22 protein-coding genes and 2 pseudogenes are annotated in these 24,082 nt (G+C 74.4%); 14 read left to right on the top strand and 10 right to left on the bottom strand.

The genetic code is table 11. The features are described 5' to 3' along the window. The first annotated feature begins 43 nt into the window (after nucleotides 1-43). Together prcB and ACZ3IG_RS06670 are read left to right on the top strand one after the other, a co-directional pair. Entirely contained in the window at nucleotides 44-895 is an 852-nt protein-coding gene (gene prcB, locus ACZ3IG_RS06675) for a proteasome subunit beta (RefSeq protein WP_467429645.1), read from the top strand. Nucleotides 896-1,020: 125 nt separating this feature from the next. Then, on the top strand, nucleotides 1,021-1,491 hold the full coding sequence (locus ACZ3IG_RS06670; protein ID WP_467429644.1) for a DUF5709 domain-containing protein: 471 nt from the start codon (nucleotides 1,021-1,023) through the stop codon (nucleotides 1,489-1,491). Nucleotides 1,492-1,501: 10 nt separating this feature from the next. Here the strand turns inward: ACZ3IG_RS06670 and ACZ3IG_RS06665 are convergent, their stop codons facing one another. The 3 genes from ACZ3IG_RS06665 to ACZ3IG_RS06655 all read right to left on the bottom strand — a co-directional run bounded on the left by ACZ3IG_RS06665 (nucleotide 1,502) and on the right by ACZ3IG_RS06655 (nucleotide 4,532). After that, nucleotides 1,502-1,723, bottom strand: coding sequence for a hypothetical protein (locus tag ACZ3IG_RS06665; RefSeq protein WP_467429643.1), 222 nt, complete (start codon nucleotides 1,721-1,723; stop codon nucleotides 1,502-1,504). A gap of 141 nt (nucleotides 1,724-1,864) precedes the next feature. Continuing rightward, on the bottom strand, nucleotides 1,865-3,073 hold the full coding sequence (locus ACZ3IG_RS06660) for a beta-1,3-glucanase family protein (protein ID WP_467429641.1): 1,209 nt from the start codon (nucleotides 3,071-3,073) through the stop codon (nucleotides 1,865-1,867). 184 nt (nucleotides 3,074-3,257) lie between these two features. Beyond that, nucleotides 3,258-4,532 (bottom strand): APC family permease, encoded by a 1,275-nt coding sequence (locus ACZ3IG_RS06655; RefSeq protein ID WP_467429640.1) that lies wholly within the window; start codon nucleotides 4,530-4,532, stop codon nucleotides 3,258-3,260. 126 nt (nucleotides 4,533-4,658) lie between these two features. Between ACZ3IG_RS06655 and ACZ3IG_RS06650 the strand changes: the two genes are divergently transcribed. After that, the gene (locus tag ACZ3IG_RS06650; protein ID WP_215166978.1) at nucleotides 4,659-5,195 is read left to right on the top strand and encodes a hypothetical protein; all 537 of its coding nucleotides are present in this window, start codon (nucleotides 4,659-4,661) and stop codon (nucleotides 5,193-5,195) included. 16 nt (nucleotides 5,196-5,211) lie between these two features. Here the strand turns inward: ACZ3IG_RS06650 and ACZ3IG_RS06645 are convergent, their stop codons facing one another. Further along, a complete protein-coding gene (locus ACZ3IG_RS06645) occupies nucleotides 5,212-5,337 on the bottom strand; it encodes a hypothetical protein (RefSeq protein WP_467429639.1) in 126 nt (41 codons plus the stop codon). 103 nt (nucleotides 5,338-5,440) lie between these two features. Continuing rightward, a pseudogene (locus ACZ3IG_RS06640) lies at nucleotides 5,441-5,647 on the bottom strand (Gfo/Idh/MocA family protein); the annotation flags it as partial. Nucleotides 5,648-6,378: 731 nt separating this feature from the next. Between ACZ3IG_RS06640 and bdeA the strand changes: the two are divergent. Both bdeA and ACZ3IG_RS06630 read left to right on the top strand, forming a co-directional pair. Further along, nucleotides 6,379-7,311, top strand: coding sequence for a bis(hydroxyethyl) terephthalate hydrolase (bdeA, locus tag ACZ3IG_RS06635; protein WP_467429637.1), 933 nt, complete (start codon nucleotides 6,379-6,381; stop codon nucleotides 7,309-7,311). A 214-nt stretch (nucleotides 7,312-7,525) separates the two neighbouring features. Continuing rightward, on the top strand, nucleotides 7,526-10,546 hold the full coding sequence (locus tag ACZ3IG_RS06630) for a helix-turn-helix transcriptional regulator (RefSeq protein WP_467429636.1): 3,021 nt from the start codon (nucleotides 7,526-7,528) through the stop codon (nucleotides 10,544-10,546). Nucleotides 10,547-10,656: 110 nt separating this feature from the next. On the opposite strand, the gene ACZ3IG_RS06625 is transcribed toward ACZ3IG_RS06630, so the two are convergent. Further along, entirely contained in the window at nucleotides 10,657-10,971 is a 315-nt protein-coding gene (locus ACZ3IG_RS06625) for a hypothetical protein (protein WP_467429635.1), read from the bottom strand. A 279-nt stretch (nucleotides 10,972-11,250) separates the two neighbouring features. Between ACZ3IG_RS06625 and ACZ3IG_RS06620 the strand changes: the two genes are divergently transcribed. Then, on the top strand, nucleotides 11,251-12,525 hold the full coding sequence (locus ACZ3IG_RS06620; RefSeq protein ID WP_467429634.1) for a PucR family transcriptional regulator: 1,275 nt from the start codon (nucleotides 11,251-11,253) through the stop codon (nucleotides 12,523-12,525). 222 nt (nucleotides 12,526-12,747) lie between these two features. Here the strand turns inward: ACZ3IG_RS06620 and ACZ3IG_RS06615 are convergent. Next, nucleotides 12,748-12,804, bottom strand: a pseudogene (locus tag ACZ3IG_RS06615) (hypothetical protein); the annotation flags it as partial. Between the two features lie 613 nt (nucleotides 12,805-13,417). Here ACZ3IG_RS06615 and ACZ3IG_RS06610 point away from each other — a divergent pair. The 6 genes from ACZ3IG_RS06610 (at nucleotide 13,418) to ACZ3IG_RS06585 (ending at nucleotide 19,237) form a co-directional block, all read left to right on the top strand. Continuing rightward, nucleotides 13,418-14,200: an ABC transporter ATP-binding protein gene (locus ACZ3IG_RS06610; protein ID WP_467429633.1), complete on the top strand. Its 783-nt coding sequence runs from the start codon at nucleotides 13,418-13,420 to the stop codon at nucleotides 14,198-14,200. Then, nucleotides 14,197-14,997, top strand: coding sequence for an ABC transporter ATP-binding protein (locus ACZ3IG_RS06605; RefSeq protein ID WP_467429631.1), 801 nt, complete (start codon nucleotides 14,197-14,199; stop codon nucleotides 14,995-14,997). The genes ACZ3IG_RS06610 and ACZ3IG_RS06605 overlap by 4 nt, the downstream gene beginning before the upstream one ends. After that, nucleotides 14,994-15,890 (top strand): branched-chain amino acid ABC transporter permease, encoded by an 897-nt coding sequence (locus ACZ3IG_RS06600; protein WP_467429630.1) that lies wholly within the window; start codon nucleotides 14,994-14,996, stop codon nucleotides 15,888-15,890. Before ACZ3IG_RS06605 ends, ACZ3IG_RS06600 begins: the two co-directional genes overlap by 4 nt. Next, on the top strand, nucleotides 15,883-17,004 hold the full coding sequence (locus tag ACZ3IG_RS06595; protein ID WP_467429628.1) for a branched-chain amino acid ABC transporter permease: 1,122 nt from the start codon (nucleotides 15,883-15,885) through the stop codon (nucleotides 17,002-17,004). Before ACZ3IG_RS06600 ends, ACZ3IG_RS06595 begins: the two co-directional genes overlap by 8 nt. After that, nucleotides 17,001-18,275, top strand: coding sequence for an ABC transporter substrate-binding protein (locus ACZ3IG_RS06590; protein ID WP_467429627.1), 1,275 nt, complete (start codon nucleotides 17,001-17,003; stop codon nucleotides 18,273-18,275). The genes ACZ3IG_RS06595 and ACZ3IG_RS06590 overlap by 4 nt, the downstream gene beginning before the upstream one ends. A gap of 143 nt (nucleotides 18,276-18,418) precedes the next feature. Then, nucleotides 18,419-19,237 (top strand): SAM-dependent methyltransferase, encoded by an 819-nt coding sequence (locus tag ACZ3IG_RS06585; RefSeq protein ID WP_467430528.1) that lies wholly within the window; start codon nucleotides 18,419-18,421, stop codon nucleotides 19,235-19,237. A 21-nt stretch (nucleotides 19,238-19,258) separates the two neighbouring features. Here ACZ3IG_RS06585 and ACZ3IG_RS06580 read toward each other — a convergent pair whose 3' ends face one another. Continuing rightward, the gene (locus ACZ3IG_RS06580; RefSeq protein WP_467429626.1) at nucleotides 19,259-20,182 is read right to left on the bottom strand and encodes a helix-turn-helix domain-containing protein; all 924 of its coding nucleotides are present in this window, start codon (nucleotides 20,180-20,182) and stop codon (nucleotides 19,259-19,261) included. Between the two features lie 125 nt (nucleotides 20,183-20,307). Next, the gene (locus ACZ3IG_RS06575; RefSeq protein ID WP_467429624.1) at nucleotides 20,308-20,535 is read right to left on the bottom strand and encodes a DUF397 domain-containing protein; all 228 of its coding nucleotides are present in this window, start codon (nucleotides 20,533-20,535) and stop codon (nucleotides 20,308-20,310) included. 539 nt (nucleotides 20,536-21,074) lie between these two features. Between ACZ3IG_RS06575 and ACZ3IG_RS06570 the strand changes: the two genes are divergently transcribed. Continuing rightward, nucleotides 21,075-21,620 (top strand): hypothetical protein, encoded by a 546-nt coding sequence (locus ACZ3IG_RS06570; RefSeq protein WP_467429623.1) that lies wholly within the window; start codon nucleotides 21,075-21,077, stop codon nucleotides 21,618-21,620. Nucleotides 21,621-21,778: 158 nt separating this feature from the next. Next, entirely contained in the window at nucleotides 21,779-23,548 is a 1,770-nt protein-coding gene (locus ACZ3IG_RS06565) for an ABC transporter ATP-binding protein (protein WP_467429622.1), read from the top strand. Between the two features lie 16 nt (nucleotides 23,549-23,564). Here the strand turns inward: ACZ3IG_RS06565 and ACZ3IG_RS06560 are convergent, their stop codons facing one another. Continuing rightward, nucleotides 23,565-23,924, bottom strand: a complete 360-nt coding sequence (locus tag ACZ3IG_RS06560) for a hypothetical protein (protein ID WP_467429621.1) — start codon at nucleotides 23,922-23,924, stop codon at nucleotides 23,565-23,567. Between the last annotated feature and the right edge of the window lie 158 nt (nucleotides 23,925-24,082).

The following is a 24,082-nucleotide window of genomic DNA, read 5'->3' as shown; positions in this document are numbered from 1 at the left end:
GGTAGGACTCCGCTTGTCGGTATCCGGGCGAAGGGGGAGAGGCATGGCGAGCGCCGAGGCGGACGGGCGGCCGGTGGCGGAGTTCTTCACGCCGGGGACGTCGTCCTTCACCGAGTTCCTGGCGGCCCACCGCCCCGGACTGCTGGTCACCCGGCGCGTCCTGCCCGACGGGGTGCGCGCCTCGGACGAGGTACCGCACGGCACCACCGTGCTCGCCCTCACCTACCGCGACGGCGTGCTGATCGCCGGCGACCGCCGGGCCACCATGGGCAACCTCATCGCCCAGCGCGACCTGGAGAAGGCGCACCCCGCCGACGACCACACGGCGGTGGCGTTCGCGGGCACCGTCGGGCTCGCGCTGGACATGGTCAAGCTCTACCAGGTCGAGCTGGCGCACTTCGAGAAGATCGAAGGCATCCCGATGACCCTGAAGGCCAAGGCCACCAGACTGGCGACCATGATCCGGCAGAACATGGGCCAGGCCATGCAGGGCCTCGCGGTCGTGCCCCTGCTCGCCGGCTACGACGTCACCGCGGCGGGCGGCGGACGCGGACGCGTCTTCTCCTACGACGTCGCCGGCGGGCTCTACGAGAAGGACGGCTTCCACACCGAGGGCTCGGGCTCCCCGTACGCCCGGGGTGCGCTGAAGAAGCTCTACCGTGCGGACATGTCCCGGCGCGAGGCGGTCCTGGCCGCGCTGCACGCCCTGTGGGACGCCGCCGACGACGACTCCGCGACCGGCGGCCCGGACCTCGGCCGGGGGATCTACCCCGTGGTGTCGGTCATCACCGAGGACGGGTTCGAGCGGCTCTCCGAGGCCGAGACGGAGGAGCTGAGCCGGGAGATGGTGGAGCAGCGCGACAGCCGGCCGGACGGACCGCCCGCCGCCTTCTGACCCCTTTGACACGTCCTGGCGCCATGCCCCCTCGACGCCGCCGAGGTTAAAGATCGCGTGACGGGAAACGCGAAAGCAGACCGAGACGCCCCAGGCGACGCAGCGCGAGCGAGAGGGAGGCAGCGATGGGCACGGACCCGATGGCCGACGATGTCTACCAGCCCACCGGAAGCAACGAGGAGCAGGAGGACGCCGCGCCGCTGGACATGGAGGACGCCCTCGACGAGCGCACCTACGACGACACCCTCGACGAGGGCTACTCGCCGCCGGAGAAGCCGCTCGGCGTCGACAAGGTGGGTACCACCGCGGCCGAGCAGCACGACGGCGAGACCCTGGACCAACGGCTGGCCCAGGAGGTCCCCGACGTCTCCCCGCCCGCCGGTGACGGCATCGGCGACAGCCCGGACGGCGAGGGCGAGCCGGTCGACCCGGAGGCGGGCACCGACCGCTCCGGGCGCCTGGTCGCCCCCGACGAGGGCGTCCGCACCGACACCACCAAGGAGACCGTCGCCGAGGACGTCGGCATCGACGGCGGCGCGGCCGGCGCGGAGGAGGCCGCCGTACACGTCGTCGAGGACGACACGGACCTCCCCTGAAGCCCGGCTGTCAGGGCAGCAGCTTGTCCAGGGCCGCCGGGCCTTCGGCGGCCAGCTTGCGCCGGGCCCATTCCAGGTTGCTCTCGGTGAGGTCCCGTCCGGCCGCGAGAACCACGTCCTCGGGTGACACCTCGGTGCCGGTACGGGCGTGGAGCAGACCGTCCGGGGTGACGCGGTCCTCGTCCGCGCCCGCCCCGGACGGCCGGGAAGCGTCGGGCTGTGATGTCGACATGATCGGTACGCTCCTCGGGGTCCGGATCACTGGTTCGGTCCCGGCGTCCCTCTTCCGGTCCCGAATCTCCCGATATCACCGTAACGTCCCCGAGGGGTCCGGGCGCTCCGGGAGGAGCCCCGGAGGAGCCCCAGAGAAGCCCTAGAAGGCCGTGAGGGTCAGCCGGATCCCGGTGGGCGCGGTGTCCTGGATGTAGGAGGCGAAGTCGGCGACGTCGTCGAAGGCGAAGCCGTACGCCTTGCCGTCCTCGGTGGCCGCGTGCATCGCCTTGGCGTAGTGGTTGGTGAGCGCGGTGCCGTAGAACGCGGCGGGGTCGGTGGTCGGCTGGGTGGGCGAGGACAGCAGCGTGGAGCGGTTGAAACCGGCACCGAGGATCGCCGCGACGGGGCCGGTGGTGCCGTCGTTCGGCGCGGCCAGGGCGCCGTCGCAGAACAGCACGTCCCGGGTGGACGGCTTGGCGAAGGAGACCGGGGCCGGTCCGCTGAAGGTGAACTGCTCACCGCGCACCCGGCCGGTGAAGGTCCCGGCGTTGGTGGTGACCGTGAGGTCCTTGCCGGTGTAGGTGCTCCACACCTCGTCGATGTACGGGGCGAAGTAGTCCTTCGCGAACAGTCCGGCGTCCAGCCCGTGCCCGGGGGCGATGATCCGGGTGTCGTCGATGACCAGCGGCGCGAACTCCTCCACCTGCCGGACCGCCGCGAACGCCGCCGCCCGGCCGCCGGCCTTCACGGTGCCCGTCGTCTGGTCCTTCGCGCCGGTCAGCCGGATGGCCATCGGCACGCTGAACATGTCGACCATCGTGGTGTTGCAGAACATGCCGGAGGCGTTGTACGTGAACTCCGCGCAGTCGTGCAGCACCCCGTAGTTGGGGTCGGACGACACCCAGCCCGCCGGGTACTGGAGCGCGGCGTTGCCGGCGCCGTCCGTGACCGCCTTGAACTTCAGCTTCTCGCCCAGCGCCACGTAGATCCGGCCGGACATGTACGGCAGGGAGAGCCGGGTCTCGCCGCCGCCGGACAGGCTGATGGCGTAGTCGGTGTAGCCGTCGGCGCCGTTGTCGGACAGGGCGATGGGGGCGAGGGTGCCGTCCGGGGCGAGCCGCACCTGCTTGCCGTCCACGTTGCCCACGACGTAGAGGTGGACGTCGCCGTTGCCGAAGGAGCCGGTCTCGTTGACGACCGTCAACGGCAGCGCGCCCGCCGCTCCGGTCCCGGCCCGATCCGCCTCCGAGCCGTTGTCGGCGAGGGCGTGCGGGGCGATGGCGGCGATGGCGGGTGCGGCCACCGCCGCTCCGCCGAGGGCGACGAGCAGCTTGCGGCGGCCGAGGGGACGCTGGTGACGAGCGGTCATGTGGGGGGCCTCCTGAGGGCTTGCGTGGTGCGGCGCGTGAGAGCGCTCTCAGAACGGGCCCGATGCTACGCAGGACAAGGGGAGCGGCCAACGGCCGGCGAGGGCGCCAAATCGGTTGATCGAGTGCGCAGTCGGGGATACCGGAAGCGTCGCGGGCGCGGCTTAACCGGCGTTTAAGGGCCGCTTAATCCGCCCCGGCGCGGCCGGTGGCCCGCCGCAGCGCCCAGGCGGCGGCACCGGCCACGATCACCGTGGCCCCCCACAGGACCGAAGCCGAGGGCAGGGCACAGGCCAGGACCAGGCACCCCGCCGCGCCGACGGCCGGCACGATCCGCGCGGGGCGGCCCTCGGCGGGCGTGAGGGTCCAGGCGGCGGCGTTGGCGACGGCGTAGTAGACCAGGACGCCGAAGGAGGAGAAGCCGATCGCGCCGCGCACGTCCGTGACGGCGGCCAGGACGGCGACCACCGCGCCGACCGCGAGTTCGGCGCGGTGCGGCACCCCGAACCGCGGGTGGACCGCGGCCAGCGCGTGCGGCAGGTGCCGGTCGCGGGCCATGGCCAGGGTGGTGCGCGAGACCCCGAGGATGAGCGCCAGCAGCGAGCCGGCCGCCGCCACGGCCGCCCCGGCACCCACCACCGGCACCAGCCCCGGCACGCCGGCCTCGCGCACGGCGTCGGCGAGCGGGGCCCCGGCCCGGGCGAGCCGGTCCGGCCCGAGCACCGCCAGCACGGCGACGGCGACGGCCGCGTAGACGGTCAGCGCGATGCCGAGCGCGAGGGGGACGGCGCGGGGGATGGTCCGCTCCGGGTCGCGGACCTCCTCCCCGAGGGTGGCGATGCGCGCGTACCCGGCGAACGCGAAGAACAGCAGCCCGGCCGCCTGGAGCACCCCGCCGAAGCCGGCCTCCGGCCCGGCGGCCGGCCGGGCGCCCCGGGCCGTGCCGCCGGCCAGGCACGCGGCGACCACCGCGGCGAGCACCACCAGGACGACCGCGACGATCCCGCGGGTCAGCCACGCGGACTTGCGCACCCCGACGTAGTTCACCGCCGTCAGCGCCACCACCGACGCGACCGCCACGGCGTGCGCCCGCTCCGGCCACACGTAGGTGCCCACGGTCAGAGCCATCGCCGCGCAGGAGGCGGTCTTGCCGACCACGAAGCTCCAGCCGGCCAGGTACCCCCAGAAGTCGCCCAGTCGCTCGCGGCCGTAGACGTACGTGCCGCCCGACCGCGGGTACCGCGCGGCCAGGCGGGCCGAGGAGGTGGCGTTGCAGTACGCCACCACGGCGGCCAGGGCCAGGCTGACCAGCAGCGCCGAACCGGCCGCGCGGGCGGCGGGGGCGAGGGCGGCGAACACCCCCGCGCCGACCATCGCGCCGAGCCCGATCACCACGGCGTCGAACAGGCCCAGGTGCCGCTTCAGTTCGCCCGCTCCGGCAGTCGCCGACGACGTACTCATCGTTCGCTCCTCGAACACTGGAAGGCCCGTTCACCTTCGTCCGGATTCGTCGGACACCCACCCCCGCGGACGTCTACTCTACGGATAAACGGAGTTACCCAACGTGGTCGTCCGAGGAGGATCCCTGTGTCATCGCCCTGCGACCCCCAGCACGCTCCCGCCGGCGATGTGGGCGCAGCGCTCATGATGATCGACTCGCGGCTGAAAAGCATCCACGACGGCAAAACCGGGACCGACCCCGAACAGCAGGAGCTGATCGACCAGTTCGCCGCCTCCCTGGGCCCCGGCGGGGTCGACGACGTGCTCGACGGCGCCTGCACCCTCATCTACATGTTCATGCGGTGGCTGCGGATGGCCCACGAGGACCACGGCAAGGACGTCATCGAGTACGTGGTGCCCAACCTCGTGGCCACGATGCGGATGATGCCCAAGAGCGTTCCCCCCGAGACCATCCCCACCATGGCCGGCCTGGTCATCGCCGCGGGCACCGACCTGAGCCCCAGCCTCTGGCGCAAGCAGTACGGGTATTGGACCGAGGAGGAGATGACTCCGCTGGAGGCCACCGCCTTCCTGCTCGCGGAGCACATCAACCGCATCACCGATGATCCCGACTTCGCCACCCGCCTGATCACCGAGGCCCTGACCAGGTCGGACGAGGGCTGACGCGTCGCTGCCCGCGTCACTTCAGCAGCGCCTCGGCCGGGATCTCCGTCACCCGCAGGCCGAACGCGCCGCCGCACGGATGCGGGCGGCCCGTCCGGACGGGCGTGCGCAGCGCGTCCCCGGCCCGCAGCAGCGCGGGCACGGCCCCCTCCGCGCCTCTCCGGGAGCCGCGTCACCCCGGCCTCGCCGCGCGGCTCCACCGTCGCGCCGGCCGCGGCCGGCGGTGCCGTCAGGCTGAGCGTCAGGACGCTCGACGCGCCGCCGGTGTGGTCCAGGACGACCTGCGCGGTGTCCCCGGGGCCGGGCGCGGCCGCCGCCACCCGCCGGACGTCACCGAGGACCGGCAGCAGGACGGACAGCGCGTGCGGGCCGACGTCCCACAGCGCCCCCTTCTCCCGCCGCCACGACGCCCCGCGAACGGGTTGTCGCCGGTGAACACCGCGCCGAGCCACTGCGCTCGCGCCGTGAACCAGCCGCCCCGGCCCGCCTGTTCGCCGATCCACTTCTCGACCGGCGGCTGGAAGCGGGCGGTGCAGAAGGCCACCGAGGCCACCCCGGCCGCCCGCACCGCCGGCTCCGCCTGCCTGGACCGACGGGGGCAGCGCGACGGCCACCGCCCCCACGTCCGCCGGCAGGGCTTCACGTCGTCGTAGGCCCGGGTGCCGTGCCGGTCGGCCAGTTCCCCGGCCGCCTCGGAGCGGCGTCCCCCTACGCCGACGAAGTCGAGGCCGTCGTGGAGCCGCAGGGCGGGGGCGTGCGCCGGCTCCGTCCGGGGGCCGGCGACGGGCAGTCCGATGGGCATGCCGCCGCCTCCCTCAGGTGCCGGAACGCCGGGAGGGCCCGGAGGACGGGCCCGGCCGAGGGCGAGCGTGGCACATCGTCCCGTGAGCGTGCACCAGCTTCACGCGTACGCCCGTGACGCCCGGTTCCCGCTGCTGACCCGTGAGGGCCGGTGCCCGGTGGGCGGGTGCCCTGGTGGCGGGTGTCCGGTGGGCCGACGGCCGGTGCGTTCGCGTGGCCGGTGATATTGCCGATCCGGACAGCGCGCCGCCCGTCGACAGTGAAACGGCCAGTCCACCGGCGATGCCCGGCCGGTGCGGCACCGGAACGCCGTTCCCCGCGTGCCGGTACCCGAACGAACCGTCGGCCGGGTCCGTCGCCACGAGAGAGAGGACGACTCGTCGTGCACTCCACCCCCCACACCCCCGCCGGTCACCGTGGCTCGCGCAGAACGCCCCGCCCGACCCGGCGCCGGCTGGCCGGCGCGGCGGCGGCGATCACCGCGGTCGTCGGGCTCAGCACCCTCACCAGCCCGGGTGCCCAGGCCGCCGACAACCCCTACGAGCGCGGTCCGGCCCCCACCCAGTCCAGCATCGAGGCACTGCGCGGCCCGTACTCCGTCTCGGAGACGTCCGTTTCCTCGCTCGGTGTGACGGGCTTCGGTGGCGGCACCATCTACTACCCGACCAGCACCAGCGACGGCACGTTCGGCGCCGTGGCGATCGCGCCCGGCTTCACGGCCTACCAGTCCTCCATGGCGTGGCTCGGACCGCGGCTGGCCTCGCAGGGCTTCGTGGTGTTCACCATCGACACCAACACCACGCTGGACCAGCCCGCCTCCCGGGGCGAGCAGCTCCTCGCGGCCCTGGACTACCTGACCCAGCGCAGCACCGTGCGCACCCGCATCGACAGCAGCCGGCTCGGCGTCATGGGCCACTCCATGGGCGGCGGCGGCACGCTGGAGGCGGCCAAGGACCGGCCCTCGCTCCAGGCCGCGATCCCGCTCACGCCCTGGAACACCGACAAGACCTGGCCGGAGGTCAGCACCCCCACCCTGATCGTCGGCGCGGACGGGGACAGCATCGCCCCGGTCGCCTCCCACGCCGAGCCGTTCTACTCCAGCCTGCCGTCCGGCACGGACCGCGCCTATCTGGAGCTGAACTCCGCGACGCACTTCGCGCCGAACTCGTCGAACACGACGATCGCGAAGTACAGCATTTCGTGGCTGAAGCGGTTCATCGACAACGACACCCGCTACGAGCAGTTCCTGTGCCCGCTGCCGTCGTCGAGCTTCACCATCGAGGAGTACCGGGGCAACTGCCCGCACACCTCCTGACGCTCGTCCGGCCCCAGTTGGCGGCGGTCGCCCATCCGGCGGCCGCCGCCGTCGCTGTGCGAGTGCACGGGCGCGGGCGCCGGGCGCTGGGCACCGACACAGTCCGGGTCATCCGCATGACCAAGGGATGCGCAGGCCGGACGGGACGGCAGCCCGTCCCGCAGTGCGGACCCCTCCCTTCCGCCTCTGGTTACGCGCGCGTAACCTCCCGGGAATGACCGGAAACACGATCGTACGTCCGGCTGTGCGGATGCACGGGCGGAGCACGCAACGACGGGCGGTCGCCGCCCTGCTGGACCAGCTGCGGACGCACGGCGCCGGACTCGTCGTGACCGGGGAGCCCGGCCTCGGCCGCACCGCTCTCCTGTGCTGGGCCGCCCAGGGCTTCACGGCCGGGAACGTTCTTCATTTGCGGGCCGGCCCGGGCGGCGGCCGTGCGGCCCCGGGCCGGCCGGGCGGTTCGGGAGGGCTGGTTGTTCCGGGAGGGCCGGCAGGTCCAGGAGGGCCGGAGGGCTCGGTGGTGCCGCACGGCCACGACGGACGGGCGTGGCCCCGAGGAGAGGACGGGTTCGCGTGGCCCCCGGACCAGGACGGCCTGGAACGGCCCCTCGGTCACGGCCCGCGCGCCGGGGCCGGGGGAGCCGGCCGAGGCGCACGCGCGGGGGAGGGCGGCCCGGAGGCCGGGCAGGGCGCACGCGCTGGGCGTCCCGATCGGCTCCCGCAGGGTGCGGACGGGTGGGCCGCCGGGCGGCGCACGTACACCTGGACCCTCGGTCCGGGCGTCGCCCCGGGCACGCTGCTCGACGCCTTCCGCGCCGCGGCGCACGGCGGCCCCCTGCTGGTCTGCGTGGACGACGCCCACCTCTGGGACGCCGCCGGCCGCGCCGCCCTGGGCGCGGTGGCCGGGCGGCCGGACGCCGCGGACCGGGTGGGGCTGCTGCTCTCCGTCGCCGGGCACCGCGCCGTCGACGCGGAGTTCGCCGCCCTGCCCGTCGTCCGCCTGGACCCGCTGACCCCGGCGCAGGCCACCGCCCTCCTCGACGAGGTGACCGACGGCACCGTGGAACCCGCCGTCCGCGCCGAACTGCTGGCCGAGGCCGAGGGCAACCCGGCGCTGCTGCTCGCCCTGGTCCGCCGTCTGTCCGCCGCCGAACTGCGCGGCCGGCGCCCGCTGCCCCGGCCCCTCGCCGACGCAGGCACCCTGGCCGCCGTGGCGGGACGGGCCCTGACCGGGCTGTCGCCGGACGCCCGGGACCTGCTGCTGACGGCGGCGCTGGCGGCACGGGCGGCGGACGACGCCCCGGACGCCGGCACTGACCTGGTCCGGGACGCCGTACGGCGTCTGAGGCCCGCCCAGGCGGAGCCGCACCCGGCGCCGCACCCGCAGCTGCCCCCGGAACTCGAACCGGTCGCCGAGGGCGGACTGCGCTTCCTCAGCCCGCTGCTGCGGCGGGCCGTGCGCGCCACCGCGGCCCCCGACCGGCGGCGGGCCGCGCACGGGGCGCTCGCCGACGTACTGGAGGCGGGTGGACAGCGGCTGCCCGGGCTGCTGCACCGCTCCTGGTCCGAGGCCGCACCGCCCTCCGCGCTCGGGGACCGGCTGGCGGCCGAGGCGTCCGCCGGCACGGTGCCCGCCTCCCACCGGCTGCGCGCCGCGGCGTACGCCCGCGCCGCCGAACTGGCGGCGGACGGCCCGGTCCGCGCGGAGCGGTACACCGCCGCGGCCGAACAGGAACTGCTCGCCGGGCGCCCCGACCGGGCGCGCCCGCTGCTCGCCACCGCCCGCGGCTGCGCCGCGCCGCCCCTGGTGCGGGGGCGGGCCGAGCTGGTGAGCGGGCTGACCGAACTGCGGGACGGTCCCGTCGAGGACGCCCACCAGTCCCTGCTGCTGGCGGCGTCCCTGCTCGCCGGCCCCGCCCCCGACCAGGCCGCCGCCGCCGTCCTGGCCGCCGCGAACGCGGCCTGGGCGGCGGGGGACCTGGCCGCCTGCCTGGCCACGCTCGGCACCGGCGAGGGGGCGCGGGGCACCGTGGGCGACCACCGGCTCGGCATGCGGGCGCTGCTCGAAGGGCGCTTCGACCGCGCGGCCGGGCCGCTCGGGCACGTGGTGCGCCGGGCCGGCACCGACGACCGGCCCGAGGCGCTGCTGCGGTCGGCCGCCGCCGCCCTGCTGCTCGGGGAGGTGGACGCCGCCCGCCGGGCCGGGTCGCGTGCCCTGGCCGCCGCCCGGCACCTGGGGTCGGCCGCGCTCGTCCCGCAGGCCCTGGAGTACCTCGCCTACGCCGAACTGCGCGCGGGCCGGCACGCCCAGGCCCGCGCCCACGCCGAGGAGGGGCTGCGCACCGCGCTGCGGGCCGGGCAGCGCAACACGGCGGCCCTGCACCACGCGGTACTGGCCCTGGCGGCGTCCATCGAGGACGCCCCGGACGTCGTGGCCCGTCATGTGGACGCCGCGCAGACCACGGCCCGGCGGCACGGCCTGGCGCAGGCCGCGACCCTCGCCGAGTGGGCGGCGGCCCGCGTCGACCTGGGCCGGGGCCGGCCCCTGGACGCGGCCGACCGGCTCGGCCTGCTGGTCCTGCCCGGCCCCCGGCGCGGCCACTTCGCGGTGTGGCGGCTCGCCGTGCCCTGCTTCGTGGAGGCCGCGGTGCCCGCCGGACGGCACGAGGAGGCCCGTACGCTGCTGGCGGACTTCGCCGACTGGGCGGCCTTCGGCGCCGACCGGCAGTCCGTCGGCCAGCTCGCCCGCTGCCGCGCCCTGCTGGCCGCGCCCGAGGAGGCCGACGCCCTCTACCGCGCGGCGCTGGCCCGGCACGACGAGACCGACGGCGGTGACTTCGAACGGGCCCGTACGGCGCTGCTGTACGGCAAGTGGCTGCGCCGCCGGCGCAGACCGCGGGAGGCCCGGGACCACCTCGGTGGCGCGCTGGCCGGCTTCGAGCGGTGCGGCGCCGGGGTGTGGGCGGAACAGACGCGCGGCGAACTGCGCGCGATCGGCGGCGCCTCACGCGCCGAGGGCGCGGGCGCGCTGACCCGGCTGACCCCGCAGCAGCTCCGTATCGCGCGGTACGTCGCCGAGGGCGCCACCAACCGTGAGGTGGCGCTGGCCCTCGCGGTCAGCACCCGCACGGTCGACTACCACCTCCGCAAGGTCTTCGCGGCGCTGGGCGTCCGCTCCCGGGTGGAACTGGCCCGCATGGTCGAACAGTCGGAACAGACCGCCGCCCACCCGTGACGCCGCCCACCCGTGACGCCGCCCACCCGTGCCCCACGCCGACTGGTCCGTGACCGTCGCCCGTCCGTGACCGTCGCCGGTCAGTGATCGCCGCCCCGTGACCGCGCGCCTCACTTCATCAGCGTCTCGAAACCCGTGCCGTCGCAGTAGGCCGCCGCGCGGCCCCCGGCGGCCGGATCGCCCTCGACCGCCAGGCCGGTGTCCTGGAGGATGTGGCTGCCGTCGACGTCCAGACCCTCCTGGTCCAGCGCCTTCGCGGCGGCGACGACCGCGTACCCGGCGACCTCGTCGCCGCCCTCCGCCGCGCGCTCGGCGTGCTGCCAGGCGGCCAGCCTGGTGCAGTAGGTCTCCCGGCGGTTGTGGGCCTCCTCGGGATCGGTGCCGGAGCAGCCGGCCGACGCGCACACGGCGACGGTGACGGCCACGGCCCCCACCGCCCGTACAACACCCCGCGGCCCCCCCGCGGCCGCGTCTCCCGCTCCACCCCGTGCCACGCGTGGACATCTCCGGACCCCCGTCCCGGAACGATCACGGCACCCTACCGGCCGACCCGGCCCGGCGCAGGATTCGTGCTGCCGAGGACCTAGGGACCGACCGGACGGTATGCCATCCTTCGGGGCAGGACGAGTCAGGGGACAGCCGCGCACACTCCGGTCGCCCGGTGCGAGCCGCCGCTGGAAGCCCGAGCCTTGGGGAGGGCCGCGATGCACCACGCCGTACGGTCACGAGCAGCGATCCGCTCCGCACCCGCACCCGTTCCACGCCCGCGGACCCGCCGCGTCACGTCGTTGACCGACGCCGACGCGCTGCGGGTCCTGCACCGGGCCGCCCGCGTCCTCCTGGACGACCTGCCCGACCTCACCGACCGCCTGGTGGCGGTGCTCCAGGAACAGGAGCCCGCCTACCGCGCGGCCATGGCCGGAGACCCCACCGGGACCTGGCAGGAGGCGCACCGCTCGCTGCGGCACAGCGTCACCTCGCTGCTCGACCCGCGCAGCAACCGGGAGGCGGCCCGCCGCTGCTCCTGGCGGATCGGCGCGTCCCGCGCCGAGCAGGGGCTGCCGCTGGACGCCCTGCTGCACGCGTTCCGCCTCGGCGGCTCCCTGGTGTGGCAGCGCCTGGTCGAGGAGACGAGCCGCACGGCCCCCGAGGACGTACGCCTGCTGGTGCACGTCGCCTCCGACGTGTGGAACTTCGTCGACGAGCACTCCACCCTCGTCGCGGACGCCTACCGGCAGGTCGAGTGGCAGCTCAACCGCCGCCGTGAGAACCGGGCCCGGCTGCTGGCCGCCGCCCTCCTCGACGGCAGCAGCCGCATCGCCGACCTGCCGGAGACCGCGCAGGCGCTGGACCTGCCCGAACACGGCCGGTACGTCGTCGTCGCCGTGGCCGGCGCGCACCCCGCGCGGTGCGACGCCGCCCGCGCCGCGGCCGTACCGGACGGGCTGCGCGTCCACTGGCACGCCGGGGTCGACGCGGACCACGGCATCGTCCTGCTCGGTGACGACGGCCTGCCCGCACCGGCCCCGGGCGGCACGGATCTCGCGCCGGGCGTCCGGATCGGCGTCGGCAGCCCCGTCGACGGCCTGGCCGCCGTCGGCGACGCCCGCCGCCTGGCCGACACGGCCCTGAGCATCTGTCCCGCCGGCGGCGGCACGGTCCGGCTCACCGAGCACCTGCCCGCCGCCCTGGTCGTCGCCAGCCCCGAACTCGGCCACGCCCTCGCCGAGCGGGTGCTCGGCCCGCTGCTGCGGCTGGAGCCCGCCGACCGGGAGGTGCTCCTGGACACTCTGACCACCTGGCTGTCGTGCGACGGTTCCGCGCAGCGGGCGGGGGAGCGGCTCTACTGCCACCGCAACACCGTCCTCAACCGGCTGCGCCGCTGCGAACAGCTGACCGGCCGCTCCCTGGCCCGCCCGTCCGACGTCGTCGAGGTCAGCCTCGCCCTCACCGCACGGCGGCTGCTGCCGGACCGGTAGGGCCTGTCGTCCGGACCGGGCCGCGGGCACCCCGCGGTGCCCCGTCGGCGCAGTGCGGCGGTGCGCGGGTTCCGGGTCGCTCCCGCCACGTCGCCGTAGCGGCGGCCCGCTCGCGCCACCGCCGTACACCCGGCCCGTCCGGCCGCCACCACTCGCACCACGCCAGGTCCCCCACCGGTCCCCGACGTGGGCGAACTCCCAGTCGACCACCGCGGTGACCGCGCAGGTGCCGGGATCGAAAAGGGCGTTGCGCGGACCGACGTCACCGTGCGCGAGCACCGCGTCCGCTCGGTGCTCCCCGTCCGCCGGCACACTCGGCGGGGTGCCGTGGACACGGCGCGGCAGCCGGCCGCAGCTCGCCAGGACCGCCGGGGCACGGCCGGCGTCCAGCAGTTCCTGTCCGGGCACCCGGCCACGAAGCCGACCGGCAGGGTGCCCTCGGACGCCCCGCGCGCCGGGGGCACCGGCAGCCGCCCGAGGAGCCGGCCCACCAGCAGGTGTTCGGCGCGGCCGCGCGGCGGTGTCCCGGGCCCTCGTAGGTCTTCGTCACGGCGGCGCCGTCGCCGGCGGTGCGATCGGTGCAGCCGTGCCTCAGCGGACGCATCCGCCGATCATCCGGCGCCCGCGGCGCCGTGGCCACCCGCGTCCCCCGCTCCGGTCCGCTTCGGTCCGCCCCGGTCCGCTGGGCGTCCGCACAGAGTCACCGCCCCCGGACTGGGACGCCGCAGCGACCCGGGGCCCGGCGCTGTACCGGCCACCGGCCCCCGTGCTGTCGTGAGCGCGCGTTCCTCCCCGAACGCCCGAGCGCCCGAACGCCCGAGCGCCCGAACCCCGCAGTTGTGAAGCCCCCGTACCCGTGCCGGTCGCACCGGCACGGCGCCAAGGAGCCGTGATGCCCGAAGCACCACCGGACGAGGCGCCCGCGCTGCACGTCGAGGAAGTCGACGTGACCTACGGCCGCGCCCTGTCCGCCCTCCGTTCCGTGTCGCTGACCGTCCCGCACGGCGGCGTCGTCGCCCTGCTCGGCGCCAACGGCGCCGGCAAGACGACGCTGCTGCGGGCCGTCTCCGGCACGCTGCGCCTGCACCGCGGCGCGGTCACCGCCGGCCGCATCCGCTACGGCGGCACCACCCTCGACGGCCGCGACCCGGTGGCGGCCGTCCGCGCCGGGGTCGTCCAGGTGCCCGAGGGCCGGCGGGTGTTCGCCGGGCTCAGCGTCGACGAGAACCTGCGGGCCGGGGGACTGGGACTCACCCGCCGCGCCCCCGCCCGCACCCGCGAGGCCCGCGACCGCGTCTTCGCGCTCTTCCCGCGGCTCGCCGAACGCCCCCACCAGGCGGCCGGCCTCCTCTCCGGCGGCGAACAGCAGATGCTCGCCATCGGCCGCGCCCTGATGGCCTCCCCCCGCCTGCTCCTCCTCGACGAACCCTCCCTCGGGCTCGCCCCGATGATGGTCCAGCGGATCGGCGACGTGGTCCGCGAGATCAACGCCCAGGGCACCGCCGTACTCCTCGTCGAGCAGAACGCGGGCCTGGCCCTCTCCCTCGCCGGCCACGCCCACGTCCTGGAGGTCGGCGAGATCCGCCTGTCCGGACCCGCCGCCGAACTCGCCCGCACGGACGCGGTCCGCCGGCTCTACCTGGGCGAGACCGCCGACGGTCAGGGGGCCGCGTGACCCACCGCACCGACGCGCCGCCCCCGCTGGAGGTCCGGGAGGTGACCGTGCGTTTCGCCGGCCTCACCGCGCTCGACGAGGTGTCGTTCACCGTCGCGCCCGGCACGGTGCACGCCGTCATCGGCCCGAACGGCGCCGGCAAGTCCACCTGCTTCAACGTCCTGTCCGGCCTGTACCGTCCCGCCTCCGGCACCGTCCGGCTCGGCACCACCGAGCTGACCCGGCTGGCCCCGCACAGGATCGCCGCCCTCGGGGTCGCCCGCACCTTCCAGAACATCGTCACCACCCAGGGCACGGTCGCCGACAACCTGATGCTCGGCCGGCACGCCCTGTCCCGCGCCGGGTTCGCCGCCAGCGCCCTGCGCCTGCCGCACGCCGTGCGTGAGCAGCGCGAACACCTCGCCAGGGCCCGCGAGTTCGCCGGACTCACCGGACTCGGCGCCCACTTCGACGCCCCGGTCGCGCTGCTCTCCTACGGCGACCGCAAGCGCGTGGAACTCGCCCGCGCCCTCTGTCTGGAGCCCCGTGTGCTGCTGCTCGACGAACCCGTGGCCGGGATGAACGCCGGCGAACGGGCCGGTATGGCCGAGGTCGTACGGGACGTACGCGCCGAACTCGGCCTCTCCGTCGTCCTGGTCGAGCACGACATGGGCCTGGTGATGCGGCTGGCCGACGAGGTGACCGTGCTCGACTTCGGCCGCCGTATCGCCCACGGCACCCCGGACGAGGTCCGCCGCGACCCCGAGGTGCTGCGCGCCTACCTCGGTAGCGGAGCGACGGGGGAGGACGCGGCATGACCGGCCTGCTCGACAGTCTCCTCAACGGCGTGGCCCTCGGCTCCGTCTACGCCCTGATCGCCCTCGGCTTCGTCACGATTTTCAAGGCGTCCGGCGTCCTCAGCTTCACCCACGGCTCGCTGCTCCTGCTCGGCGGCTATCTCATCGCCGTCTTCCACGACGACCTGACCTTCGCCGGGGCGCTCGCCCTCGCGGTCGTCGTGACGGCCACCGTCGCCGGACTCGTGGACCGGCTGATCCTCCAGCGGATCGGCACCGACCCGCACGCCGCCCACGTGGCCACCATCGCCACGATCGGCATCGACATCGTGCTCCTGACCGACCTCGCCCGGCGCATCGGCGGCGACCTGCTCACCCTCGGCGACCCCTGGGGCGACGCGGTGACCGGACTGGGCCCGGTGACCGTGGCCGACAGCCGCGTCGCCGCGATCGTCGTCTCCGCCCTCGCCATCGCCGGCGCCTTCGCCCTGTTCCGGTTCACGCCCTGGGGGCTGTCCCTGCGCGCCGCCGCCGAGGACTCCGAGGCCGCCGCCCTGATGGGCGTACGGCTGACCAGGACGCGCATGCTGGCCTGGTGCCTGGCGGGCGCCCTGGCGGCGCTGGCCGCCGTGTTCCTCGCCGCGTTCCCGGCGCCGGGTCTCGAACGCACCACCGGGCAGATCGCCCTGAAGGCGTTCCCCGCCGCGATCCTCGGCGGCATGGCCTCGCCCGTCGGCGCCCTGGTCGGCTCGATGCTGATCGGCCTCACCGAGGCGTTCGTCGCCGGGTACCAGTCCGACCTGCACGTCCTCGGCGAGGGCTTCGGCGACGTCGCCCCGTACGCCGTGATGGTCCTCGTCCTCCTGGTCCGCCCCGCCGGACTGTTCGCGGCGAAGGGAGCGGCCCGTGTCTGACCTGGTCAAGCGCGGCGGATTCCTGGTCCCGGTACTCCTGCTGTGCGCGCTTCCCTTCTACCTGGACGCCTTCTGGCTGCGCATCGGCCTGTTCTCCATGGCCGCCGCCATCGGCGCCGTCGGCCTCGGCGTGCTCAGCGGCACCGCCGGGCAGCTCTCCCTCGGCCACGCCTTCTTCCTCGCCGTCGGCGCCTACGGCTACGTATGGCTGGCCGGTGAGGACGGACCCGGGCTGCCGCCCGCCGTCGCCCTCGTCCTCGCCGTCCTGCTCGCCGGCGCCGCCGGCGGCCTGTTCAGCCCCGTCGCCGGCCGTGTCAAGGGCATCTACCTCGGCGTCGCCACCCTCGCCCTGGTCTTCCTCGGCCACCACGTGCTGCTCACCGCCGACTCCGTCACCGGAGGCTTCAACGGCAGCTCCGTGCCGCCCCTGGAGATCGGCGGCTTCGCCTTCGACCAGGGCGACGGCCTCGCCGTCCTCGGTGTGCCGTTCGGCGCCGAGGAACGCCTGTGGTACCTGGGCCTCGCCCTGTTCGCGCTGACCTGGTTCACCGCCCGCGGCCTGCTGCGCGGACGCCCGGGGCGTGCCCTGGTCGCCCTGCGCGACAGCGAGACCGCCGCCTCCGTGATGGGCGTGCACGTGGCCAAGTACCGCTCGGCCGCCTTCGTCGTCTCCTCCATGTACGCCGGTCTGGCCGGCGTCCTGCTCGCCCTCGCCTTCCGGCGCGTGGTGCCCGACTACTTCTCCCTCGCCCTCTCCGTCGACTACCTCGCCATGATCGTCATCGGCGGGCTCGGCTCCGTCGCCGGAGCCACCGCGGGCGCCGTTTTCGTCACCGCGCTGCCCCTGCTGATGACCCGCTACGCCGACCAGTTGCCGCTGGTCGCCGCCCCCGGCAGCGGCGACGGCTCGCTCGGCCCGACCGAGGCCGCCCGCTACCTCTACGGCGCCGCGATCGTCGTCGTCCTGCTGTTCGCGCCCGACGGACTGACGGGCCTGGCCCGCCGGGCCCGCGCCCGCCTCGCCCGCCGCCGTGACCGCCCCGCACCCACCGACCCCGGGGCCGCGCCCCGGCCCCCGGCAACCACCGTACGAGCCAAGGAGCCCACCCCGTGAACACCCGCCACAGGCCCCGCACCACCAAGATCGCCCTGGCCGCGGCCGTCGCCGCCGTGCTGCTCGCGGGCACGGCCTGCAGCTCCAAGGCCGAGGACGACACCGCGGGCGGCGGCGCCGACGGCGTCAAGGCCGGCCCCGGCGTCAGCGACGAGACCATCAAGCTGGGCGCCCTCACCGACCTGACCGGCCCCTACGCCACCCTCGGCAAGTCCATCGTGCAGGCCCAGCAGATGTGGGCCGACGAGGTCAACGCGGCGGGCGGCATCTGCGACCGCGAGGTGGAGATCGTCGTCAAGGACCACGGCTACGACGTGCAGAAGGCGGTCACCGCCTACGCCGACATCTCCTCCGACGTGGTCGCCCTGCCCCAGGTCATCGGCTCGCCCGTGGTCTCCGCCCTGCTCGACGACATCGAGCGCGACACCGTCCTGACCTTCCCGCAGGCCTGGGCCGCCTCGCTGCTGGACAGGGACGCCGTCCAGGTCCTCGGCACCACCTACGACCTCGACATGATCGCCGCCGTCGACTACCTCACCCGCACCAAGAAGGTCGCCAAGGGCGACACCATCGGCCACGTCTACTTCGAGGGCGACTACGGCGCCAACGCGCTGGAAGGCTCGGAGTGGGCCGGGCAGGAGGCGGGGGTGAAGGTGGTCGGCCAGAAGATCAAGGCCACCGACACCGACCTGTCCGCCCAGGTCTCCGCGCTGCGCAAGGCCGGGGTGAAGGCGGTCCTGATCAGCGCCGGACCCGCCCAGACCGCCTCCCTCGCCGGCGTCGCCGCCTCCCGCGGCCTGACGGTGCCGATCGTCTCCAGCGCCCCCGGCTACGCCCCGCAGCTGATGAAGACCCCCGCCGCCAAGGCCCTGGAGGCCATGGTGAACGTGGTCAGCGCCGCGCCCGCGGTCAGCTCCGACCTGCCGGGCGTCAAGAAGATGGTCGCCTCCTACGCCAAGAAGTACCCGGACTCGCCGGTCGACTCCGGCGTGCTCTCCGGGTACAACGCGGCCCAACTGCTGGGCGCCGACCTGGAGAAGGCGTGCGAGGGCGGCAGCCTCACCCGCGAGGACGTGGTCAAGGCGCACCGCTCGCAGGAGAACGCCGACACCGGCCTCGGCACCCCGCAGGACTTCACCGACGTCTCCCAGCCCGCCAGCCGCTCCACCTATGTCCTCAAGCCGGACGCCAAGGCCGTGGGCGGCATGGTGACCGTCGAGGAGGCCCACGAGGCGCCCGGTGTCCAGGAGTACCTGGCCTCCCGGGGCTGACGGCGACGACGGCCGGTCCGGTCCGCGGCACCGCGCGGACCGGACCGGTACCGTCACCGCTCTGGTTCCGGCGAAGACCGACTCCCTAGGATGTACTGTCAGTCAAGCCAGTGCAATTGGCGCCGTTGAAAGCTGGGGGAATGATGCAGGCCGACAAGCAGCTGTCCAGGGAGATCAACGCCCATGTACCGACAGCGGCTCGTATGTACGACTACTACCTCGGCGGCAAGGACAACTACGCGGCCGACCGCGCCGCGGTCGAGGAGCTGGACAAGGTCGTCCCCAGCACGCGTCGGCTCGCCCTGAACAACCGGCGTTTCCTGCAGCGCGTGGTCAGGGTCCTCGCCCAGGACTACGGCATCCGCCAGTTCCTGGACCACGGATCCGGCCTGCCCACCCAGGACAACGTGCACCAGATCGCCCAGCGCGTCGACCCCGAGTGCCGGGTGGTGTACGTCGACAACGACCCGATGGTGCTGGTCCACGGCCGGGCGCTGCTGGACCAGAACGACCGCACGGCGGTCATCCACGCGGACATGCGCGCCACCGACGAGATCTTCGCGCACCCCGACACCCAGCGGCTCATCGACTTCTCGAAGCCGGTGGCGGTGCTCTTCAACTCGGTCTTCCACTGCATCCCGGACAGCGACACCGACGGCCCCACCGCCGTCGCCCGCCGGGTCGCCGAGCGCCTCGCGCCCGGCAGTTACGCGGTGATGTGCCAACTGGTCAGCGAGGACCCCGAGGTCCGCGAGTCCGTCACCGCCTTCATGGACGAGGCGACCCACGGAAACTGGGGCCGCGTGCGTGAACAGAAGGACGTGGCGGAGTGGTTCGAGGGGATGGAGATCCTGGAGCCGGGCCTGGTGGAGGTCTCCACCTGGCGCCCCGACACCGAGGTGGTGCCCCGTCAGCTCACCAAGGAGTGGATCGAGTTCGGCGGCGTGGGCCGCATCGGTTAGCGGCGCCGGGGAGGTGTCCGCTCAGCCGGCGGGGTAGCGCTGCTCGACCGTGCTGCGTAGCAGCTCCACCGACTCGCGCGGGGTGAGCGCCTCGTCGGCCAGCCGGTCCAGGGCGACCCGGTACTCCTCGGTCTCGTCCTGGTCCTCGAGGAAGTTGGCGCTCCTGATGTGCTCCAGGTAGACCACGTCGGGCAGATCGGCGCCGCTGAAGCGCAGATAGGTGACCGGTATCGCGGGAGCCGAGGCGTTGGTCACGTTCAGCGGCACGATCTGGAGCGTCACATTGGGCCACGCGGCCGTCCGCACCAGATGCTCCAGCTGTTCGCGCATCACCTCCGCGCTGCCCAGCACCCGCAGCAGCACCGACTCGTCGATGATCGCCCACACCTGCGGCGCGTCGTCGCGGGTCAGCAGCCGGGCACGTCGCGTCCGCAGCTCGACCCGGCGCGCCACCTCGGTCTCGGGCGCGTGCGGCAGCCCGCGCTCCACCACGGCACGGGCGTAGGCGGCGGTCTGCAACAGACCGGGGACGTACTGGATCTCGAAGGTCCGGATGGTCGCGGCGGCTTCCTGGAGTCCCACCAGCCGGTCGAACCACTGGGGCATCAGCCGCTTGTCGTACCGCTGCCACCAGCCCGGCTCACCGGCCCGGCGCAACAGCTTGATCAGCATCGACGCCTCGTAGGGGTCGGTGCCGTAGAGCGTCAGCAGGGTCCGGACGTCGGTCTCCGTCGGGGGCCTGCGGCCCTTGCCCGACTCGATGCGCGAGAGCTTCGCCGCGCTGAAGCCCGCCTCGCGCGCCGCCTGCTCCTGGGACAGCCCGGCGTCCTCGCGGATACCCGCCAACTGGACACCGACCAGCATCTTCAGCAGGGTGGGCGCCGGCTCGGGCCGGTCCAGATAGGGTTCGAGACGGGAGAGACGAGGCGACGACGCGGCGGACATACCTGACTCCCAGCAGACCGGCAGACTTGGGGAACAGACTATCCCATCCTGCCGGTCCGCACCGTATCAGCCTCTGGGAAAGGGGCAGTTGACCTGCTGCTGAGCTCCGCTCGCGGCGGAGGCCGTCACACCAGGTGGTCGAACTCGCCCTCCTTCGCCCCGGCCAGGAACGCGGCGACCTCGGCGGTGGTGTAGACGAGCGCCGGCCCGTCCGGGTCACGGGAGTTGCGCAGCGCGACGCCTCCTTCCACCCGGGCGACCTCGACGCAGTTGCCCTCCGCGTTGCTGTGCCGGCTCTTGGTCCAGCTGGCGTCCAGTGAACTCGCCTGTATTCCGTTGTGTACTGGTGGCACCGCGGTCTCCTTGCCGTGTTCGGGGGGTGGGGAGGAGGGAGCGGACAGCGACTCCTCGGCCTCGCGCGCTCCCCAGCCGATTTTTCGCGCAATTTCTCGTGCAATTGCACGCGAGCGCTGTCAGCGTGGATAATAGCTGTGACGCAACTCCCGCGTCGACGCCCCAAGCTGACTCCGTATCAGGGAGGCGCCGTGCCGTCATCCGCGTACCTCGTGCTCCGCCCGCCGAGCGAGTCCACCGCGGCGGACGCACCGGGCCGGTCCGTGGTGCGGTCGGTGCCCGCCCGTACGGAGGGGCGGACCACGCCCGCCGCCCGGGACGGGGAACGGCCCCGTACCCGAGGCCGCCGTCCCGCTCCGGCCGGTGCCCGCGTCCCGCGGGGGCACGGCCACGGCCCGCGCGTCGTCCACCCGTCGGCCGGCACCTGGGAACGGACGCCCCAGCCCCCCACGGGCGCGCCCCTCCGGACCGGCTCTCCGGCCCGGCCCCTGTCGTGACCTGCCCCCCGACCCGACCGCCGCGGAAAGGCCCCCACGCCATGCGCACCGCTCCGACCTCGCAGCCGAGCACCCAGCGCACCGACCGCCCGACGCCGCCGGCCCGCCCCGCCCGGGCGGCGTCCCTGCCCGGACTCGACCAGGTGCCCTGGGAGCACATCCAGGACTCCAGCGGGTCCGCCGCCGGCATCCCCGCCCTGCTCGACCGGGTGGCCACCGGCGACGCCGAGACCGCCCGTACCGCCCTCGCCGAACTGCGCGCCCGCGTCTGCCAGTACGGCTTCGTCGTCGAGCAGGCGACCGCCGCCACGGTCCCCTTCCTCTGGGAGCTGGCCCAGCGGCCCGAGGTGGCCTGCCGGGCGCAGATCATCCGGCTGCTGCGGAGCATCGCGGACGCCCGGCAGTGGGAGAGCACCGCCGCCGCCTACCCCAAGCTGCTCAACCACCGGGAGAACCCGGTGGCCTGGGAGCGCGCGGCCCGTCAGGCCGTCCGCGCCCGGCGCGGCGCCCTGGAGCGGCTGATGGCGGAGGACGACACCGAGATCACCCGTGTCACCTCCGAACTGGCCCGCACCCTACGGGAGTAGATCCGCGCGCCCCTGGAACGGGACCCGCGCCCTCCACGGGGGTGGGGGCGCGGGTCTCCCGGTGGGTGGGACGGTATGGCGGACTCCGGGCCGAACCGGGTAGGAAAGCGCTTGCCACACGCTTGCCCCACCCACGGCCGCACTGGAGGACCACGCCGATGGCGTCGTCGTTGGAAAAGCCGCTCGACCACCGCTACCGCGGCGAGCACCCGATACGCACCCTCGTCTACCTGTTCCGCGCCGACCGCGACCGCCTGATCGGCGCGGTCGTCGTCTTCACGGTCAAGCACAGCCCGGTCTGGCTGCTGCCCCTGATCACCGCCTCCATCATCGACACGGTCGTCCAGCACCGGCCGATCGGCGAACTGTGGACCAGTACCGGGATCATCATGTTCATCCTGGTGGTCAACTACCCGCTCCACCTGCTGTACGTCCGTCTCCTGTACGGCAGCATCCGCCGCATGGGCACCGCGCTGCGCTCCGCGCTGTGCACCCGTATGCAGCAGCTCTCCATCGGCTACCACTCCCGGGTTAGCGCCGGGGTGCTCCAGGCCAAGGTGGTACGGGACGTCGAGACCGTGGAGACGGCCGTCCAGCAGACCGCGGAGAACGGGCTCGGCGCCCTCACCGTGCTCACCGGCGGCCTGGTCATCATCGCCGTGCGCACCCCCGAGTTCCTCCCCGTCTTCCTCGTCGTCGTGCCCGCCGCCTCGCTCCTGGTGGCCAAGCTGCGGGCCCGGCTGCGCAGTCACAACGAGCACTTCCGCCACGAGGTGGAGACCCTGTCCTCCCGCGTCACGGAGATGACCCGGCTGATACCGGTCACCCGCGCCCACGGCCTGGAGCGCAAGGCGCTGCGCCGGATGGACGGCACCCTGGACCGCCTGCTCACCTCCGCCCTCCGCCTCGACCTCGTCAACGGCCGCTTCGGCTCGGCCGCCTGGGTGCTCCTCAATGTGATCGGCGTGCTGGTCCTGGCCGGCGCCGCGCTCATCTCGTACTACGACGTGTGGGGCGTCACCGCGGGCGACATCGTCATGCTCAGCGCGTTCCTCACCACCCTCACCAACTCCACGACAACGTTGGCGAGCCTCGCCCCGGTCATCACCAAGGGCCTGGAGTCCGTCCGTTCGGTCGGCGAGGTCCTCCAGGCGCCCGAACTGGAGGACAACGAGGGCAAGGCGGAACTGGACTCGCTGCGCGGCGCGGTCACCTTCGAGAACGTCGGCCACGTCTACGACCGCGACGGGCGGCCCGCGGTGCGGGACTTCACCCTCGACGTCGCGCCCGGCGAGACGATCGCGCTGGTGGGCGCCTCCGGCGCGGGCAAGTCGACCGTGCTCAACCTCGTCATCGGCTTCCTGCGCCCCACCTCCGGCAGGCTGCTCCTGGACGGCACCGACATGAACACCCTCGACCTGCGCACCTACCGGCGGTTCGTGTCGGTGGTGCCGCAGGAGTCCATCCTCTTCGACGGCACCATCAGGGAGAACGTCGCCTACGGCATGGACGACGCCGACGAGGAGACGGTGCGGGCCGCGCTGCGCGACGCCAACGCGCTGGAGTTCGTCGACCGGCTGCCGCAGGGCCTGGACACCCTGGTCGGCGAGCACGGCGCCCGGCTGTCCGGCGGGCAGCGCCAGCGCCTGGCCATCGCCCGCGCGCTGATCCGGGATCCCCGGGTGCTCGTCCTGGACGAGGCGACCTCGGCGCTGGACACCCGGTCGGAGGCGCTGGTGCAGCAGGCCCTCGCCCGGCTGCTGCGCGGACGCACCACCTTCGTCGTGGCCCACCGGCTCTCCACCGTGCGGGGCGCGGACCGGATCGTCGTGATGGAGGACGGACGGATCGAGGAGATCGGCACCCACGAGGAACTGCTCGGCCGCGGCGGGGCGTACACCGCGCTGCACAGCGGTCAGGTCGCCTGACCGGCCGGCGGGACCGTCACGCCGCGCTGCTCCTGGGCACCCGCCGGGCGCAGCCGGCGTCGTGGTCGCTGCCCAGACTCGTCCACCAGCGTTCGCAGCAGGCCGCGTCCAGCTCGGCCCGGACCAGCGCGTCGGCGGCTCCGGCAGCCGCCGGCGCGCGGGACGGGCGTACCGGCGCGCGCCGCCGGGCGGCGACGGCCCGCTGGTCGGCGATGACCGTCTCGCGGACCATGGCGATCAGCGGCACCGCGCTGGCGCCCGCGAACACGGCGGCGGCCCACCCGGGGCCGTACCGCAGCTCCAGGACCGCGGTCCAGGCGAGTCCCGTACCGGTGGCGACGTAGAGGGCGCAGAGCAGGCGGCTGGATCGCGTCATCGGGGGAACACCGTTCGTCGAGGATGCCGTACAGGCTGCTCAACGCGGGGCGGCAGGCCGGGGAAGCGGGGGCGTACCGGCCCATTTTCGGCCATGTCGGCGTCCGTTCACCGAGGCGGATGGTCGGTAAGCGTAGAAAACCGGTCAATCGAGAGCAG

The organism is Streptomyces sp. NPDC016677 (genome assembly GCF_055562815.1).
This window is presented reverse-complemented; position numbering and strand designations above follow the sequence as displayed.

Bases quoted from the DNA above. Each gene is read 5' to 3' on its own strand.
- ACZ3IG_RS06630 (WP_467429636.1), top strand. From the start codon at position 7,526: ATGACCGGAAACACGATCGTACGTCCGGCTGTGCGGATGCACGGGCGG.
- ACZ3IG_RS06585 (WP_467430528.1), top strand. From the start codon at position 18,419: ATGCAGGCCGACAAGCAGCTGTCCAGGGAGATCAACGCCCATGTACCG.
- ACZ3IG_RS06610 (WP_467429633.1), top strand. From the start codon at position 13,418: ATGCCCGAAGCACCACCGGACGAGGCGCCCGCGCTGCACGTCGAGGAA.
- prcB (WP_467429645.1), top strand. From the start codon at position 44: ATGGCGAGCGCCGAGGCGGACGGGCGGCCGGTGGCGGAGTTCTTCACG.
- ACZ3IG_RS06620 (WP_467429634.1), top strand. From the start codon at position 11,251: ATGCACCACGCCGTACGGTCACGAGCAGCGATCCGCTCCGCACCCGCA.
- ACZ3IG_RS06655 (WP_467429640.1), bottom strand. From the start codon at position 4,532: ATGAGTACGTCGTCGGCGACTGCCGGAGCGGGCGAACTGAAGCGGCAC.
- ACZ3IG_RS06600 (WP_467429630.1), top strand. From the start codon at position 14,994: ATGACCGGCCTGCTCGACAGTCTCCTCAACGGCGTGGCCCTCGGCTCC.
- ACZ3IG_RS06665 (WP_467429643.1), bottom strand. From the start codon at position 1,723: ATGTCGACATCACAGCCCGACGCTTCCCGGCCGTCCGGGGCGGGCGCG.
- ACZ3IG_RS06660 (WP_467429641.1), bottom strand. From the start codon at position 3,073: ATGACCGCTCGTCACCAGCGTCCCCTCGGCCGCCGCAAGCTGCTCGTC.
- ACZ3IG_RS06580 (WP_467429626.1), bottom strand. From the start codon at position 20,182: ATGTCCGCCGCGTCGTCGCCTCGTCTCTCCCGTCTCGAACCCTATCTG.
- ACZ3IG_RS06670 (WP_467429644.1), top strand. From the start codon at position 1,021: ATGGGCACGGACCCGATGGCCGACGATGTCTACCAGCCCACCGGAAGC.
- ACZ3IG_RS06560 (WP_467429621.1), bottom strand. From the start codon at position 23,924: ATGACGCGATCCAGCCGCCTGCTCTGCGCCCTCTACGTCGCCACCGGT.
- ACZ3IG_RS06570 (WP_467429623.1), top strand. From the start codon at position 21,075: ATGCGCACCGCTCCGACCTCGCAGCCGAGCACCCAGCGCACCGACCGC.
- ACZ3IG_RS06565 (WP_467429622.1), top strand. From the start codon at position 21,779: ATGGCGTCGTCGTTGGAAAAGCCGCTCGACCACCGCTACCGCGGCGAG.